The 17,937-nt window shown below is 65.1% G+C and carries 11 protein-coding genes; 7 read left to right on the top strand and 4 right to left on the bottom strand.

The features are described from left to right. Together AC1VS5_RS05470 and gltX are read right to left on the bottom strand one after the other, a co-directional pair. The coding region (locus tag AC1VS5_RS05470) for a metallophosphoesterase (RefSeq protein WP_481217957.1) at positions 1-573 on the bottom strand (573 nt) is incomplete at its 3' end. 295 nt (positions 574-868) lie between these two features. Then, positions 869-2,347: a glutamate--tRNA ligase gene (gltX, locus tag AC1VS5_RS05465; RefSeq protein WP_481217956.1), complete on the bottom strand. Its 1,479-nt coding sequence runs from the start codon at positions 2,345-2,347 to the stop codon at positions 869-871. Positions 2,348-2,774: 427 nt separating this feature from the next. On the opposite strand from gltX, the gene AC1VS5_RS05460 reads away from it, so the two are divergent. The 7 genes from AC1VS5_RS05460 to AC1VS5_RS05430 all read left to right on the top strand — a co-directional run bounded on the left by AC1VS5_RS05460 (position 2,775) and on the right by AC1VS5_RS05430 (position 13,782). Next, complete coding sequence (locus tag AC1VS5_RS05460) at positions 2,775-3,836, top strand: hypothetical protein (RefSeq protein WP_481217955.1); 1,062 nt, start codon at positions 2,775-2,777, stop codon at positions 3,834-3,836. 11 nt (positions 3,837-3,847) lie between these two features. After that, positions 3,848-6,400: a YhgE/Pip family protein gene (locus AC1VS5_RS05455; protein ID WP_481217954.1), complete on the top strand. Its 2,553-nt coding sequence runs from the start codon at positions 3,848-3,850 to the stop codon at positions 6,398-6,400. Positions 6,401-6,634: 234 nt separating this feature from the next. After that, complete coding sequence (gene metK / locus AC1VS5_RS05450; protein WP_481217953.1) at positions 6,635-7,939, top strand: methionine adenosyltransferase; 1,305 nt, start codon at positions 6,635-6,637, stop codon at positions 7,937-7,939. 33 nt (positions 7,940-7,972) lie between these two features. After that, positions 7,973-10,585, top strand: a complete 2,613-nt coding sequence (priA, locus tag AC1VS5_RS05445; protein ID WP_481217952.1) for a replication restart helicase PriA — start codon at positions 7,973-7,975, stop codon at positions 10,583-10,585. 152 nt (positions 10,586-10,737) lie between these two features. Further along, on the top strand, positions 10,738-11,274 hold the full coding sequence (gene def / locus AC1VS5_RS05440) for a peptide deformylase (RefSeq protein ID WP_087185985.1): 537 nt from the start codon (positions 10,738-10,740) through the stop codon (positions 11,272-11,274). Between the two features lie 151 nt (positions 11,275-11,425). Beyond that, a complete protein-coding gene (gene fmt / locus AC1VS5_RS05435; RefSeq protein WP_481217951.1) occupies positions 11,426-12,358 on the top strand; it encodes a methionyl-tRNA formyltransferase in 933 nt (310 codons plus the stop codon). Next, positions 12,355-13,782, top strand: a complete 1,428-nt coding sequence (locus AC1VS5_RS05430; RefSeq protein ID WP_481217950.1) for an RsmB/NOP family class I SAM-dependent RNA methyltransferase — start codon at positions 12,355-12,357, stop codon at positions 13,780-13,782. Before fmt ends, AC1VS5_RS05430 begins: the two co-directional genes overlap by 4 nt. Before the next feature lie 434 nt (positions 13,783-14,216). Here the strand turns inward: AC1VS5_RS05430 and AC1VS5_RS05425 are convergent, their stop codons facing one another. Then, a complete protein-coding gene (locus AC1VS5_RS05425; protein WP_019128496.1) occupies positions 14,217-14,510 on the bottom strand; it encodes an FmdB family zinc ribbon protein in 294 nt (97 codons plus the stop codon). Between the two features lie 92 nt (positions 14,511-14,602). Beyond that, positions 14,603-17,917: a 4-alpha-glucanotransferase gene (locus tag AC1VS5_RS05420; protein WP_481217949.1), complete on the bottom strand. Its 3,315-nt coding sequence runs from the start codon at positions 17,915-17,917 to the stop codon at positions 14,603-14,605. Positions 17,918-17,937 lie beyond the last annotated feature (20 nt).

Genomic DNA, 17,937 nt, shown 5'->3' with positions numbered 1-17,937 from the left:
GGCGAGCATGCGCAGCGAGATTTTCTGTCCATGGTCGAGGAGGGAGTTGAGTTGCCGGGCGATGGTTTGCGCGTCTGTGCCCTCGGCGAGGTCGAGGCAGTCCGTCGCCCAGCTGCGTGTGACGCCGGCATGGGTGACAAGTGTGTTGCCCACGGTTGTGGCCGCGCGCACATTAAGCTCATCGAGCAAGTGCGCCACTTCGTCGAAGAGCGGCGCATGCGTGCCCGGTCCTGTTTCGCGCAGGCGGTACTGCATGTCGTGATTGCCCGTCACGAGGTCGACGGTCAGGCCGTCCGCACGACGCTTGAGCACCCAGGTGCGCAGGGCGTCGAGGGCATCGCGCATGGTGAGGAGGTTCGAGTGCCATTCGTCTACGTAGTCGCCGCAGAACACGATGCGCCCGCAGCCGAGTTGCTCGATCGCCGCGTCCACGCGTTCGAGGATGGGTTCCTCCTTGCAGTGCATATCGCCGATGACGAGCGTACGTTCCGCTTGCGTATCGCAGCCGCCCTTTACGCTCTGTTCGTCTGCACCGTCATAGTCGCGTTTCGTGTCTTGGATGCGCTCTGCCATGCTTCCTCCTTCTTGCCGCGGTATCTTCTCCTATACCAGTACCATGTCGTGCGGACAAAAAGCGAGACGGACGCGGGCGATGCCGCTTCCGCCCCGCGTACACGGGAAACACGTAAGGTGTATGGAGCGCGAGGCATCCGAAGCTGGAGCACCCGCGCTCACGCGGGGAGTACCGCCAAAGCCCCTTGACCCCCAGTCAAGAGGAAACCTCACCCGCGCAGGAAAACCCGGAAAGCATCCGCCGGGGACGCACCCGTTCGGTACGCATTCGCTCCAGGTGTGGCTGCGCTCTGCGCTAGAGCGCCATCTCGCGCGCTCGCTCGATGCGAGCCATACAGTCATCGCGCCCAATGAGCTCCATCGTCTCGCCGAGCGGAGGGCTCACCATGTTGCCGCACACGGCAACGCGCACAGCCTGGAACACCACGCGCTTCTTGAGGTCGAGAGCTTCGGGCAGGGGCTCCAGGGCACTGTCGATTGCTTCGGCCGTCCAGCTGTCCTCCGGTAGCGCTTCAAGCGCGGCACGCGCGGCGTCGAGAACAGAGCCCATGCCCTCCTTGGCAAGGCCCTTGTTTACGGACTTCTCGTCGTATTCCAAGGTTTCAGCGGTGGCGAAGACGGGTGCGGCAACAGTTGCGGCGTCGGCGGGCATCTTGGTGCGCGGCTTCACGATGGCGGCGAGCTTGTCGACCCATGCCTCGTCGAGTTCGGTGCCGCCGGCAAGAAGACCGGCCTCGTGAAGCTCGGGGAGCATGATCTGGTCGGCGAAATCGGCGTCGGTCATGGCATTGATATACTCCGCGTTCACCCAGTCGAGCTTCTTGGGATCGAAGGTCGCCGGGTTCTTGGAGATGCGCTCGAGCGAGAACTTGCTCGCAAGCACGTCGCGGGGGATGATCGTGGTCTCGCCGTCGAGTGACCAGCCAAGAAGCGCCAGGTAATTCACAAAGGCATCCGAAAGGTAGCCCGCGTCGCGGTACTCTTCGACGCTCGTGGCGCCATGGCGCTTGGAGAGCTTCTTGCCGTCTGCGCCGAGAATCATCGAGATGTGCGCGAAGGTGGGAACGGGTGCGCCAAGGGCCTCGTAGACCATGACCTGGCGCGGAGTGTTGGAGAGGTGGTCGTCGCCGCGAATCACGTGGGTGATGCCCATCGCGGCGTCGTCCACCACGGTGGCAAAGTTATAGGTGGGCGTGCCATCGGAGCGGAAGATCACGAAATCGTCGAGCTCCTTGGCTGCGAACGTCACCTTGCCATGGACGGCGTCATCGATGACCACGTCGCCGCGGTCCTCGGGCACCTTGATGCGCAGGGTGTAGGGCTCGCCGGCCTCCATGCGGGCGCGGGCCTCGTCGGCCGGGATGTTGCGGCAGCGGCGGTTGTAGCCCTGGAAGGGGTCTTTGCGCGCCTGCGCCTCGGCGCGGTCTTGGGCGAGCTGCTCGGGCGTGCAGAAGCAGGGGTATGCCTTGCCCTCGGCGAGCAGGCGCTCGGCGGCCTCGCGGTAGATGTCCAGGCGCTCGGTCTGGGAGTAGGGGCCGTACGCGCCGCCCACCTCGGGGCCCTCGTCCCAATCGAGCCCAAGCCAGCGCATAGCGCGCAGGATGATCTGCGTATTCTCCTCGGTGGAGCGGGTGGGATCGGTGTCGTCGATGCGCAGGATGAACGTGCCGCCATTAGCGCGCGCGAACGCCCAGTTGTAGATCGCCGTGCGGGCGCCGCCGATATGCAGCTTGCCGGTAGGCGAGGGTGCGAAGCGGACGCGGACGTTGGACATGAGTGTGCTCCTCTGATGGTCGTGCGGCTCGCGGGCCGTGAGCTTGCGGTTTTGCGCCCCTGATTATAGCAGCGCGAGCGCAGGGGTTGGGGCAGGGGAGGCGGTATGCAGGAATGCGCGGGGGCAGCGGGCTCGGGTGCGGGGTGCAGGCTCCACCGGAATAGGGCCGTGAGACGGTCGGAATAGGGCCAGGCTCCGTCAAAACATGTACACGAGCGTCAAAAACATTCGCAAAATCGACGATTCGTGCCGCTCGTGTACACGATTTCGGTATCAAGCCATAGCCATAGGCATGGTCCGCTATAGGCATGGTCCACTATAGGCATGGTCCGCTCTTCACGGCAACTTTGCATCTTTTTGGGCTGTGGAGATAACAAATGGGTATGAACCTAAGAATATCTGTCACCATGCGTCGGGAAGGTAGACCGTGGAAGCACCGGCAATCGTAGCTCACGACGTTTCTTACCGCAGCGGAGCGTATCGTTCGTTCGAATTCTCCTCGTTTGAAGTTTCTCCAGGTGAGGTGTGCGTGCTGCTCTCGACCGAGCATGCGTCGGCGCGCGACGTGTTGCTTGCCGTGGCGGGGCTCGTTAGGCCCACATCGGGCTCGCTTGTAGTGTGCGGGACGGAGTTGGCCGGCGGCGCGCCAGCCAGCGGTCTTGCTGCTCTGCGGCGAGCTTTTGCTCCGCGCGAGCGGCTGCCTCGGGCGCAGGTGGGCCTTGGTGTGTTTGAGCGAGTGGCCGAGGTATCGGGCGCGTGGACGGTCGAGGAAGCGGTCGCTCGTGAAGCCCGGTTGCGAGCGCACCGCGGTGACTCGGCGAGCATGCGCGGTGCAGCGGGCACGAACGGTTCATCACGTGCGTGCGATGCCGCGGATCTTGCGGCGGGTGTTGCGGAGGGCGGCGCGGAGCATGCTGCGGCGAGCAGCCCAGAATGCGAGCCCGCTGCCGACGCGATGGGAAAGCGCGACGCCAAGCAGAGCCCCTTTGGCGCGGGGTCTCGCGCGTCCGATGTCCTCCCGTTTCTCGCCGCGCTTGGTCTCGCTACGGCATCTGAGCAGGAGATAGACCGGCTTAATCCCGCGCAGCGTGCGCGCTTCTCTGCCGTGCTCGCGCTGGCGGGCGCGCCGCGCGTCGCCGTGATCGATTTGACCGATCCCTTCGTCACGGGTTTTTCTGCCGCCGATGCCTCGATGCTTGTCGAAGATGTGCGCTCCGTTGCCGTGCGAATGGGCACGGCGGTTCTCATTGCAACGAGCGAGCCGGCGTGTGCCTGCGCGGCCGAGGCTTTCGGCTGTTCCGCGTGCGCGCTCGATATCCCCGCGGCAGAGGCTCTCGATGCGATGCGTGCAAGCGGCCGTCCCAGTGAGCCCATCCCCGCGGCCTCGATGCCCGGAGCTGGTGTCGCGCCTGACTCCCCCAGAGACTTCGCGCGCGGAGGCGATGCCGCCCCTGATTCCCTTGCGCCCAAGCGGGAGGTGATGGAGTAATGAGCGCCTTCATGGACATCGTTCGCTCTCTGGCTGCCCGCCTTGGCCGCGGCCGCGGCCGTGCTTCCATCCTCGTGGCCGCCGTGCTCGTGCCGGCGCTTACGGCAGCGGTTCTCGTGGCGGCGCTCGTTCCCGCACTCGATGCCTCAAGCCGGATTCCCGTAGCGGTGGTGAATCTCGACGAGGGCGCGGTCGATGCAGACGGCCGGAACGTACAGGCCGGCTCGGACCTCGTCGATTCGCTCCTCGATTCGGATGAGCTCGCATGGAGCGAGGTGGGCGCATCCGAGGCCGAGCAGGGTCTTGCCAACGGTACATACGCGCTCATCCTCGAGATTCCGGCAGATTATTCGGAAAAGGTGTCGAGCCTCACGGGTTCGAATCCCGAGCAGGCGCAGCTTCGCATCATTTCCGATGGCGCGCAGAATGTGCTTGCCACAAAAGAGGGCTCTGCGGTACTCAGGCAGGTCCAGGCTCGCCTTCGTTCCGATCTTGGTGAGAATTACCTTCTGAACGTGCTCAATAATGTGCGCAGCCAAGCATCCACGCTGACGCTCACCGCAGACGGGGCGGTCATGCTGGATAGCGCCTACGATGCCCTTGAGCAGGGGACGAGTGCCATGGCGGAGGGCCTTGAGCAGACGGCGTCCGGCACCGGCGCGCTTGCAGAGGGCGTTGGTGCGATTGCGAGCGGCGTGACGGCGGCGGGCGCGGGAGCGGAGTCGCTCGCAGCCGGCATGGATGCAACGAACGACCAGGTCATTGCTCCGCTTGCCGCCGGTGCCGAAGCCACGGCGGCTGGCGTTGCCGCGGCAGGGGAGGGCATTGAAAAGCTCGGCTCCGCGGTCACGCGTACGGGCGAGGGCCTTCTCAAGGCTTCGTCCGAGCTCGATCAGAGCATTTCCGACCTCGCCGAGCTGAGCTCGCTTGCGCCGCAATTCTCCGAGCATGCGCAGACGCTGTCCGATGCGCTGGGGAGCATGTCCGATGCCTCGTCCTCGGTCCAAGCGGGCGCCGAGGCGCTTGTAGGGGCGGTCGGCGATGCGCAGTCTGCTGTGGGGGAGGCGCAGACGGACGCGCAGGCGCTCGCGCACACCTTGTCTTCGGAGCAAGGCGATGAGGGCCAGGAGGGTATCGTACAGCGCATGGAAGCGCTCGATGCTGAATACGAGGAGCTCGTCCATCGCCTTACTGCGATAGCGAATGGCACCTTCGATCCCTCGGGGGTAACCGATGGTCTTGACACGCTCGAAGAGGTGTCGGCGCGTATCGAAGAGCTCGAGCTAGAGCGCGAGAGTCTTCGCAGCGAGCTCGAGCAGGCTGCTGCAAACGCGCAGTCCCTTGCAGGCAAGGTTGATTCGGCGGCCGCCTCTCTCGACAGCTTGGAGGGACAGCGCCAGGCGCTCGCGAGTGCTGCGGAAGAATACAGCCAGGCTGAGCAGACGGCTACGGGCGCCGCGAGCGACATCGCCTCTCTTGCCGGCCAATTCGTGGAGCCAGCTTTGAGGGTTGCGGTGAACGCGCAGGTTGCGAAGGCGACCCTCGACGCCTCTGCACCGGCATTGATCGAGACCGGCGGCCTCATCACCCAGACCGGCGCAACGCTTGCGCCCGATGGCATGCTTGGGCTGGGGGTGCAGGGCGTGGCTGCGGGTACCGCCGCCTTGCCGCAGGTGCTCGATACGTTCTCTACGGCAACCGCGGCGCTCGGCCAGGGCAACGTCGCGCTCGGGCAGGCGCTTGATGCCGTGGGCACGGGCATATCTGGCCTGGGTGAGGGCATCTCGGTGATGGCCTCGGCAGAAGGGCAGCTTGCGTCGGGCGTCGGTCAGCTTCGCGAGGGGCAGGAAACGATCAACGATACGCTGTCGTCTTCCGGAGAGAGCCTGGGCGCCGCCTCGTCCCAGGCGGAGGAGCGGGCTGAGGCCGCGGCGGCGCCCGTTTCCTTCACCACGGAAGCGCGCAACCGCGTCTCGGAGCCCATGCAGGTCGCGCCGATTGCGTTCGCGGTGGCCCTCTGGCTCGGCGCGCTGCTGGTGGCTGTCGTGATGCCTCCGCTCGATGGGCGCGTCGTCTTGGCGGGCCGCGCGCTGCCGGCGGCGCTCTCGGGCTTTGTCGTTTCGGCGGGCGTGGCGCTCGTTCAGGCGATTGCCGTGGCGCTTGCCGTTATCTTCGCCCCAGGGAGCGCCCCTGCGAATACGCCCGCGTTCTGCGCCATCGTGGTTCTGGCAGCGCTGTCGTTCGCAGCGATTGGTCAGGGCGCGCGAGCTCTCTGCGGACGCGCGGCGGTCCCCGTGCTCGTGTTCCTGCTGGCGCTTCAGCTCGTGTGCGCGGGGAGCGTGCTGCCCGCGTCCTTCGCGAGTGGGGCCTTTGAGGCACTCGGGGCGGTCTTGCCCGTGCCGCAGCTTGCCGAGGGCCTGCGCGGAGCCATGGCGGGCCCTGCGTCCGGCGCGGGCGGCGCCTGCGTGGCGCTCACGGTCTGGCTCGCCATCGGCCTTGCGGCAACTGTCGCAGCTGCGCGGGTGCGCACGCATATTCGTCCCGAGCGTGTGTTCGCTGGCTGAGGCACGGTCGATGAGACAAGGGATGAGACAGTTTGACCCGGCACCGCTGTCTCATGTGAGACGGATTAACCCGGCACCGTTGTCTCACTGAAGCCCGCAGCGGCGATGGCGGCAATAATAGATGTGGCGCTTGTGCGCGGGCGCATGCGTGTCCGCGCGGCGCGGTACAATCACGTAGCCGAATAGCCCGGGGGAATGGTAACGGTCCCCGGACGTCATACGAAAGGGGCTCATATGCCAGATCAGATTCGTTCCACCTCACCCACCTGCGCCTCGGCGTGCGAATCCACGCCGCGCAGCTACCTCTTTACCTCTGAGTCCGTGACGGAGGGCCATCCCGATAAGATTGCCGACCAGATCTCGGATGCAGTGCTCGACGCCATCCTCGACAAGGAGGCGCGCCTCGAAGCCATGGGCTACGTGGATACGGACGGCGTTCCCGCCAAGCTCGAAAACGTGCGATGCGCTGCCGAGACGCTTCTCACCACCGGTATGGTCGTCATCTCGGGCGAGATTCGCACCCAGGCCTATGTCGACGTGCAGCAGATCGCGCGTGACGTCATCTGCCGCATCGGTTACGACCGGGCGGAGTACGGCTTCGACGGCCATGCATGCGGCGTCATCAACATGATCCACGGCCAAAGCTCGGATATCGCGCAGGGTGTGGACGAGAGCTTTGATGTGCAGGCCGGCACCACAACCGACCCGCTCGACCTTATCGGCGCTGGCGACCAGGGCATGATGTTCGGGTACGCCACCGACGAGACCTCTGCCTTCATGCCTATGCCGCACTATCTGGCGAGCCGCTTGGCAGAGCGCCTGGCGGCAGTTCGCCACGACGGCACGCTCCCGTACCTTCGCCCGGACGGCAAGACCCAGGTGACCGTGCGCTATGAGGACGACCGTCCCGTCTCGGTGGAGACGGTCGTGATCTCTACGCAGCATGCCCCCGAGGTCGAGGACATGGGCGTTATCAAAGAGGATATGCTGAAGCACGTCATCGCGCCCGTGCTCGATGGGGCGGGCATCCCTTGGGGCGGCGCCCGGGTCTATGTGAACCCCACCGGCCGCTTCGTGGTGGGCGGTCCCATGGGCGACACCGGCCTTACCGGTCGCAAGATCATCGTCGACACCTACGGCGGCACGGGTCGCCACGGCGGTGGCGCCTTCTCGGGCAAGGACTGCACGAAGGTCGATCGTTCCGCCGCCTACGCCGCGCGCTGGGTGGCCAAGAACGTGGTCGCCGCCGGCCTTGCCCGCCGTTGCGAGGTTCAGCTTGCCTACGCCATCGGCGTGGCGCGCCCGCTCTCCATCATGGTCGACACGTTCGGGACGTCTGTCGTTGCCGAAGATGCGATCGAGCGCGCTGTGGAAGAGGTGTTCGATCTTCGCCCCGGTGCCATCATCCGCGATCTCGACCTGCGCCGTCCCATCTACGAGAAGACGGCGGCCTATGGGCACTTCGGTCGTGACGACGAGGACTTTACATGGGAGCATACGGACCGCGTGGACGAGCTGCGCGCCGCGTGCGGCCTCTAGACAACGATCATCCATTCGCGGGATTTGATGTGCATGGCTGAGCAGCTTTCGCTGTGGGATTTGGTAGGGGAAGAGGGCGACGGGGGAGCGTGCTCTCCTGATGGCATGGAGCCGCTTCGCCCGGCTGACGCTACCCCGGACGCCTCTTCGGAGGGGGCTGTAGCGCCGGATGGCATCGTGTCCTCCTGGGGCGCAGGCCGAACGCGCGCCGCGGCCGGCCTCGTTCCCGATACCGTGACGGCTTCGGGCGAGCGCCGGCTTGCACAGGGTTCGGAGCCCGTGTGCGGCTACGTCTCCGTGGTGGTCGACGTTCCCTCGCGTGCGCTGTCTGATCCCTTCGCCTATGCGGCTCCCGCATCGTTTGATGATGAGGCGGTGCCGGGCGCCATCGTGCTCGTCTCGTTCCATCGCCGCATGGTTGCCGGCTACGTCGTTATGCGCGCCTCCGAGCTGGCTGAGCTGCCGGGAGCGGCGGGCCTTGCGCCCGAGCGCGTGCTGCCTGTGCGCTCCGTGCTCGCCGAGCGCGCTTTCGGTCCGGTATCTGCGCAGCTCGCCTTCTGGATGTCGCGCGAATACGTTGCCTCGGTCGCTGAGTGCCTCCGCCTATTCTTGCCTCCCAAGGCAACGCCGCGCGTGCGCAAGCTCGAGGACGGCAGCTACGAGGTGGAGCGTCCCAAGACGAAGGAGGTGCACGAGCGGTGGGTGACCCTTACCGATGAAGGCCGCGGCTATAGGCCCGCCGTCAACGCGCATCGCCAGCGCCAGCTCATGGATGCCCTGTCCTGCGGGCCGGTGACCACGCGCGAGCTCAACTTCCTCTATTCCAGCATGTCGGCGACGATAAGAACGCTTGAGAAGAAGGGCATCGTTGCCATCGAGGAACGTCGTGCCTGGCGCGGCGTGCCGTCTGAGGAGCACCGTCTCTCGTCTGCGCGCGCGCAGGTTCCGGAAAGCTTGACGGAAGGCCAGCGCGTCGCGCTTGCCGCCATCGAGCGCGCGCGGAAGGCCGAGGCCGGCGATGTGGTGGTCATCGATGGGGTGACTGGTTCGGGCAAGACGGAGGTCTACCTCTCCGCCATCGAGCCCGTGCTCGCGGCGGGAAAGTCCGCGTGCGTGCTCGTGCCCGAGATCTCGCTCACCGCGCAGACGGTCGGCCGTTTCAGGTCGCGTTTCGGGGACGCGGTTGCCGTGTTCCACTCGCGCCTTTCTGACGGGGAGCGGCTCGACCAATGGGATATGGTACGAAGCGGGGCGGCGCGCGTTGTTGTGGGCGCGCGCTCGGCGTTGTTCTGCCCGTACCGGGAGCTCGGCATCATCATCATCGACGAGGAGCACGAGCAGAGCTATAAGCAGGGCTCGAGCCCGCGCTACCATGCGCGCGATGTTGCGGCCGAGATGGCGCGGCGCTATGGCTGCCCGCTCGTCTTGGGATCCGCCACGCCCTCGTCTGAGGCGCTCGAGCGCTGCCGCCGGGGGGCTCATCGCGGCCAGGCGTGGACTCGAGTCGAGATGCCTGAGCGTCCCGGCGGGGCGGTGCTTCCGCGCATCGTCGTGGCAGATTTGAGGCGCGAGTTCTCCGGCGGAAGCCGATCGATATTCTCCCGCCCGCTTCACGATGCGCTCATGGGAATCGTCGAGCGCCGTGAGAAGGCGGTGCTCCTCCATAACCGTCGCGGCTTCGCTCCGTTCCTCATGTGCCGGGAATGCGGATGCGTTCCCACATGCAAGCATTGCTCGACGGCGCTCACCTACCATGAGCGTACGCATACCCTTGAATGCCATACGTGCGGGTCGGTCTATCGCGTGCGGCCGTATCCGGCGCCGGGTTCGCGTTGCCCGCAGTGCGGGAGCCCGTATCTCGCTAAGATGGGGTTGGGGACGCAGCAGGTAGAAGATGCCCTCAGGCAACTGCTTCCGAGCGATGTTGCCGTGATTCGCATGGATGCCGACTCCACGCGCGGCAAGGATGGCCACGCCCGGCTCCTCGAGGAATTCGATGCGGCTGAGTGCGCCGTGCTGCTGGGAACGCAGATGATCGCGAAGGGCCTCGATTTCCCCGAGGTCACGCTCGTGGGCGTCATCAATGCCGACTACGCGCTCAAGATGCCCGATTTCCGTGCGAGCGAGCGCGCCTACGACCTACTCGAGCAGGTGGCCGGTCGAGCGGGGCGCGGCGAGCGTCCGGGTGAGGTCATCATCCAGACCTATCTGCCGCACGACCCCGTCATCCGTGCCGTGGCGTCGCATGACCGCTCGGTCTTCCTCAGCCACGACCTTGCCATGCGCCTTGATGCCCAGTACCCGCCCTACGTGCGCCTGGTGAACGTCGTGTGCCGCGGCCGCTCGGAGGAGCGCACGCGTTCCTTTGCCAATCGCTTTGCCACGGAGGTGCGGCGCGTGCTCAAGCTCAGGGCGCCGGCATCTGCGGGCAGGGGCAGCGGTCTGGCGGTGAGCGGCCTTCCGGTAGTGCTCGGACCCGCGAGCTGTGTCATCGAGCGGGCGAAGGACCGGTATCGTTTCCATTTCCTCGTCAAGGCCCCGCTCGACTACGATGTCTCGTCTGCTATCGCCGAGGCGCTGGCCCGCGTGGGCGAGGAGCGCGGCATCAGCATCTCCGTCGACGTCGACCCTTACGACCTCATGTGAGGCAAAGGGGCGGCTCTTTGTCTTACCCCGTGCCTGCGGGTTTTATCGTGAAGCGCTGCGGGCGGCGGGTTCGCGCGCGGCGCGTGGGGGTACAGTGGTTAGCGTTTGAGAGTACCGCGCGCAGGCGGCGCGCCGACATAGGGAAGGTTGCCATGGAAGTGAACGGAATCGTGCTTTCTCCCGACCCGCGCTTGCGGCAGGAGTGCAAGCCCATCGAAGAGATAACGCCCGAAATCGAGGCGCTCGCCGAGCGTATGAAGCGCGAGATGTTCGAAAATGCCGGAGTCGGCCTTGCCGCCCCGCAAATTGGCGAGCTCGTGCAGCTGGTGGTCATCGACACGGACTACGAGTCGGCTGACGATTACGATCCGATCGTTCTCATCAATCCCGTTATCGTCGAGCAGTCTGACCACCTCGTCCCCTTCTCGGAGGGATGCCTTTCCATCCCGGGTGTGAGTTGCGAGATCAAGCGTCCCGACCGCGTGGTGGTGGAAGCGTACGACCTCGATGCGAACCTTATGCGCTACGAGGCCGAGGGCGGCGTGTTCTGCGTGTGCCTGCAGCACGAAATCGACCACCTGCACGGTATCACCATGTTCGAGCGACTCGAGCCTGCCCAGCGCATGCATGCCATGCGCGAGTACCAGGAGGCGCTGCGCCGCGGAGCCAAGCCCGGCGAAACGGAGTAAGCACCCTCTTTTTTTCCTGCGCGAGTTTCGAGCCCCCTCCGATTCCGTTTGCCCGTCGTGAGTTCCGCAGCCGCCTCAGCATGGCTGAGGCGGCGAGGACTGCCCGAACGCTGGGCAAACGGAATCGGAGGTTGCCGAGAAAGGAGCCCTCATGCGTGTCGTATTCATGGGAACGCCGGCTTTCGCTGTGCCCTCGCTCAGGGCGCTCGATGCCGCCTTCGATGTTGCCCTCGTGGTCACGCGGCCCGATGCGGTTCGCTCACGTGGCAAGAAGCTCGAACCCTCTCCCGTTAAGGAGGCGGCGCTCGAGCTCGGTCTTCCCGTGCTCGAGACCGCGCGCATGACCCCTGAGGCGCTCGAGGCTCTGCGTGCCGCTCAAGCCGATGTGTTCTGCGTGGCGGCTTACGGGTGCATCCTGCCCAACGAGGTCCTCACCATGGCTCCTGCCGGGTGCGTGAACGTGCACGCGTCGCTTCTACCCCGTTGGCGCGGCGCGGCTCCCATCCAGCGCTGCATTCTTGCCGGCGATGCCGAAACGGGCGTATCCATCATGCGCATCGGCCAGGGGGTCGATACGGGCGACTACTGCGCACAGGCTTCGTGCAGCGTTCCGGGCAAGACCGCGGACGAGCTTACCGCGGAGCTCGGCCAGCTCGGCGGCGACCTGCTCGTTAAGATGCTTCCCTCGATCGTTGACGGCACCGCGCCCTGGACCGTGCAGGATGAGTCGCTCGTCACCCACGCGGCAAAGATTTCCAAGGCAGAGATGCGCCTTGACCCCGCGGCGAGCGCGTGCGATAACGTGCGCCGTGTGCTCGCTTCCTCGGATGCGGCGCCTGCTCGCTGCGTCGTTGCAGGCAAGGCGGCTCGAATCGTCTTGGCGCAAGAAGCGCCCGCACCCTCTTCCATCTCGAACCTTGATGCCGGAGCATTCGCAATCCACGACAAGCGGCTGTACATGGGCTGTTCGGATGGAATCATCGAGGTCCTTGAGCTCAAGCCCGACGGAAAGCGTGCAATGGACGCTGCTTCATGGGCTGCGGGGCAGCGCGAGCGCGAGGGCAGTTGGGAGACGCTCTCGTGACGGAACTTTCACCCGCGCGCCGGGTTGCCCTCGATATCCTGCTCGATCTTGAGGAAAGCGGAGCCTATGCCCGCGACGGCCTCGACGCCTCGCCGGAGTTGCGTGAGCTGAGCCGCCGAGACGCCGGCCTTGCGACCCGCCTTGTGCTCGGTGTGGTGGCAACCTATGGCTGCCTCGACGAGCTTATCGATACCTACTGTGAGAAGCCCGGCCGTATGAACGCCCGCATTCGCGAGGCGCTTCGCATCGCGGCGTTCGAGATCGTCTATCTGGGCACTGAGCCCCGGGCGGCGGTGAGTCAGGGTGTGGAGCTCGTGCGCACCCGCGCGAAGAGCGCTGCGGGCTTCGCGAACGCCGTGCTCCGGCGCATCGTTGCCGACCGCGGGGTGTATCTGGCCGCCGAGGATGTTCCGGCGGGATCCGAGCGCGACACGGTCTCGGCTGCACGCTCGGCGGGCCTGCCGGCATGGCTTGCGGGGGAGGTCATTTCCTCGCTTGGTTTCGAGCGAGCTCGCCTGCTCTTTGGCTGCGAGCTTGAGCCGGCTCCCGTAGCGGTGCACCTCAACCCTCATGATGCTACGGCAGAAGACGTCCTTGCTGGCCTGCGCGTCGGTGCTTCTGATGTTCCCGAGCTACCCGGCTGCATCGCGCCGGTCGCCAGCTCAGAGCTTATGCATACCGATCTGCTCAAGCGTTCTGCCGTTGCGGTCTGCGACCTGAACGCCCAGGTGGTGGCGACGGCTGCCACGATGCCGGGCGACTGCCTCGAGGTTGGCGCGGGCCGCGGTACCAAGAGCTTCGTCATGGCGGCGCAAGCGACTCGCTGCGGCATGAGGCGCTCGGCTGTTGCGGTTGAGCTTTCAAAGAAGAAGAATCGCCTGAATCGTCGTCGCCTCGAGCGCGCTGGGCTCATCGAGGGCGTCTGCTTCGTCACCGGTGACGGTTGCGACCTTGATCGCGCCCTTTCCGAAACTGATCGTCGGGCAGGGGAGCGGCACCTCTTCGATAGCGTGCTTGTAGACGCGCCCTGCACCGGCACGGGCACCATGCGTCGACACCCCGAGATTCCCTGGCGCCTTCTGCCTGAAGATATCGATCGCGACATGCCCGGCTTGCAGCTTGCCCTGCTTACCGAGGCGGCGCGGCGCGTGCGTCCTGGCGGGCAGCTTATCTACGCGACCTGCTCGGTGCTCCAGCAGGAAAACGCGGCGGTGGTCGACGCTTTTCTCAATAGTGAGGTTGGCCGTGGCTTCGCGCTCGCGCCCGTCTCGCAGGCTCCGATATTCGAGCGCCCTGAGTTCGCTGATGCGGCCGCATACGTGCGCTCCCAGGAGACCGATCGTGGCCTCTTCCAAACCGTTCCCGCGCTCGACAGCTTCGATGGCCATTTCTGCGTCCGGCTTGTCCGTCGCAAAACCGCTTAGCGTCCGGGCGGGCTTCATATTGCTTTGCTCAGCGCCCTGTATGCTTCTTGCGAGAAGCATGCGGAGCAAGTTTTCAACTTTTGGGCACTTGATTGCGGGGTTGCTGAGTATCAAGCGCGAACGTGCGAAAAGGCAAGCCGTCTACCTGGTGTTTTCTTTCGGCCATCTGAGGGATACTTTCTCGTATGCCGCTGAAGTGCCCAAAAGTTGAAACTGCTTTTGCGAGGCCGCGCAGGCGACCCGGCGTTGCCGTGCAGACGACCCGGCGTTGCCGTGCATGCGGGCCACGCCGGATGCACGTGAGCGATTTCCGCATGCAGGGGGCATCTGGCGCGCTCACGGGCTCGTTGGACCCGTTTGGATTTGCAAAAGAAAGCGCTGGCCCACAAACGCGTGAGCCAGCGCAGGTAGCAGGTCGTATTGGGTTGGTGCGCCTACGCGTCTTTGTGCGGGCAGTTCTCGCAGGAATGCGACGAGCCGGCAGAAGCGCCGGAATCTGTAGATGCGCTGCTGTCGCTCGATCCAGAGGTCGCTTCCGTCGAGGAGCTCCCTCCGCGCTGATCGGTGTTGTAGAAGCCGCTTCCTGCGAACTTGATGCCGCTCGCGGTGAAGACCTTCTCGGCCTTCGCTCCGCACTTCGGGCAGCTCACCTCGGGGCGCTCGGTCATCGCGTGCTCAACTTCAAAGACTTCACCGCATGCGGTGCAACGGTAATCATAGCGTGCCATAGTTCTCCCAACGAAAGGATTGCATTCAAACAAACAACGGTACTGTACCCTAATCGCTCATCTAGCAACAGATGGGGCGACGGCTGTTCGGCTCACGATACGAAGCGGCCCGTCTCGCGCATGAGGGCGGCGGTAGGCTCAATCGCCCGAGCAACGTCCTCCTCGCACGCCTGCCAGCTCCAGTTGCCGCTCGCGACGCCGGGTACGTTCATGCGCGCTTCGTCACCGAGGCCGAGAACATCTTGCAACGGCATCATGACCACGCGCGCATCGCTCTCGAGCGCCTCTTTGACCAGCCGTGCCCCGAGTTCGCGCGCTGCCTTATCGTCATCCGGCGCAACGAGCGAGCTCGCGCAATGGCCCACGAGCGTCGTCGTGTCGTGCGTGGAGGTGTAGAACACCTTGCCGGGGTGCGGATGCAGCCCGTTTCGCACATCGTAGTCGGCGAACTCGAGCACATCCATGCCGGGGAAACCGCAGGTGCTCATGAGCGAGCGAACGCCCGGCGTGAGGATGCCGAGGTCTTCCGCAATGAAGGGAAGCGCTCCCAGCTCGTCGCGCGCGGCCCGGAAGAGGTCGATGCCAGGGCCTGCCAGCCACCTCCCGGCGCTACCCGGCATGCCGGCGGGGATGCTGTAGTAGTTATGGAATCCCAGGAAATGGTCGAGGCGCACATAGTCGTATAGGTCGCACGCGCGGGCGAGACGGTCGAGCCACCAACGGTAGCCGGCCTCGCGCATGCGGCCCCAACGGTACGTCGGGTTGCCCCAGACCTGCCCCTCGGGAGCGAAGCCATCGGGCGGCGCGCCGGCAATCTCAGTCGGGCGGCCGTCGCGATCGAGGTTGAAGAGCTCGGGCGCGCACCAGACGTCGGCGGAATCATCCGAGACGTACATGGGGATATCGCCGATCACCCCGATGCCGTGTTGATGGGCGTAGGAAAGGATCTCGCGCCATGCGGTATCGAAGCGATATTGGAGGTATGCCTGCGCCTCCGCCTCTGCGGCAAAGCGATCGTCCTTAAGAAAGGCTTCGTCGTAGCGTGCGAACTCGGCCGGCCAATCGCTACGCGGGGCGTCATCGAAATACGCTTTCACCGCCATGAAGGCGCAATAGGGCTTGAGCCAGCTCGCATGGCGCTTCTTGAACGCGCGGAAATCCATATCGAGCTTAGGTCCGCCCGTCATGCGCCAGCGGCGATAATCGCGCCGTAGCTCGTCTTCGGTCTCGGGGAGCAGCGCGATGTTGCCCGCGAAGGCCGACGGGCCGGAATACGGCGACCCGAAGGAGTCGGTGGGGTTGACCGGCAAGAGCTGCCAGTAGCGCATGCCCATGGCCTTCAGATGGTCGATGAAGCGCTTGGCAACGTCGCCGAGGGAGCCCTTTTTGCCCGATTCATCGGGTAGGGAAGTCACGTGGCAGAGCACGCCCGCACCGGGCTCCATGGGAAGCTGCAGGCGCTCCTCTTCGTGGAAATAGATCACCGCCGAGCCGAAGGGCCAAAGCGTAAACTCAACCATGCCATCCTCGGCAGGCGCAAGCTCGCCGCCCGAGATGATATCGGTCGCGCACGGACCCAGGGAAGGAACGCGCACCGTGTGGCTCTCGCACGAGCTCCGGTTGATAAGCACCGTCGCGGCCTCACCCTGAGCTCCCCGGCGCGTGTAGGCGAGTATGTCGTCGTCAGCGCCCTCGGGCACGAACGACTCGATGCTCCCGTTGACCATGAACGGAAGGGCGCGCCGCACGGCAGACGCGTTGCGGATGATGTCGAACATGTCGCGGTCGTGGATATCCTTCTCGAGCGGCATCGTGCGGCGGTTGCCGGGGTCTGATAGCCCCTCGAGGCAGAACTCATCGCCATAATAGATGGATGGAACGCCGGGGAAGGTCATCTGCATGAGCGTTGCCAGCCAGAAGCGGCTCTTGGCGAGCCCCATGGACTCGGGCGAGAGCCTCCACCGGCCGCGCTCTTCCTCGGGGAGCTTGCTCTCGTCGGGGCCGCCGCCGAGCAGCGAGGCAATGCGCGGGCGGTCGTGGCTGCCCAAGAGGTTGAGGCAGCACGCGAGTGCCTCGCGGGGGTAGTTCTCGCGCAGGCTCTCGATGGCCTCGACGGCGTCTGCGACGCCGGCATGGCCCAGCAGGAAGTTGAGCACCATGTCCCGGAACGGGTAGTTCATCGCCGAATCGAGCTCGTTGCCAAGCAGGTAGTGGCGCGGATAGCCGTAGCTGATCTTGTTGGAGGCATCCTCCCAGACCTCGCCGATAAGCACTCCATCGGGCTTTTCCTCAAGGAGCACGCGGCGGATATCCGAGATGAGCGACTCTTGCAGCTCGTCGGCCACATCGAGGCGCCAGCCGCGTGCGCCGGCGCGCGTCCAGCGGCGGATGACCCCGTTTTCACCAAGGAGGAGGTTGCGAACGGCGAGCGAATCTTGGTTCAGCGCCGGCATGTTGCCAATGCCCCACCAGCTCGCATAGGTTCCGTCCTCGTTGAGATGGTATGCGTCTTTCCAGCGCGAGCCCTCGCCCTGCCAGGCACCCGGCTCGGGATAGTTGCCATAGCGGTTGAAATAGACGGAATCATCGCCCGTGTGGTTGAATACACCGTCGAGGATGATTGAGATGCCGCGCGTACCGGCTTCTTCGCAGAGTTCGCGGAAATCTTCCTCAGTGCCGAGCATCGGGTCGATCTTGAGGTAGTCGGCGGTGTCGTAGCGATGGTTGCTTGCCGCCTCGAAGATGGGATTGAGGTAGATGGCGGTAAAGCCCATCTCGGCGAGCCGGTCAAGGTCCGCGGTGATGCCCTTTAAGGAGCCGCCATAGAAATCCCAGCTTGCGATGGAGCCGTCTTCTGCGCGCTCATAGCAGGGAGGTTCGTCCCAGTCTTCGACGATACGGCGCGGAATGCCCGCTTTGGGTTGTTCAAGCACGCGCTCGCAGCGTTCCCGCCACGCAGCGTCCCGGCGATAGCGGTCGGGGAAGATCTGGTAGACCATGCCGCGTTCGTACCAGCTGGGGCGGATGGCGCGGTGCTTATAGACGGTAAGCTGGAATGACGGGCACTCAGGGTAGGTGTACGTGGCGCCCTCGCCCCCCGTGCGACCCTCGGGTGCACCGAGGTAGAGGGTACGGGTTGAGTCCTCGAACGTCGCCGTCACATTGAAGCGATACCACATGAGTGCGGGCTCAGGGCAGGGCAGGGTGACGGTGAAGATGCCGTCGGCCTCATAGCGCAGGGGGATAATCGTCTCGCCCTTCCCGTCGATCCAGACACGCAGATCGATGGAGATGGTGCGCGGTTCGGCATCCTCGACGAGCACCGAGAGGGTGACATCCGTCCCCTTCTCGACGGCGCCGAAGGGGGAGCGGAACTGCGAGAGGCGGCTGTTGTGAATGAGTCTCATAGAAGTCCGATCATGACGAG

The sequence above is a fragment of the Enorma sp. genome (assembly GCF_982429025.1).
This window is presented reverse-complemented; position numbering and strand designations above follow the sequence as displayed.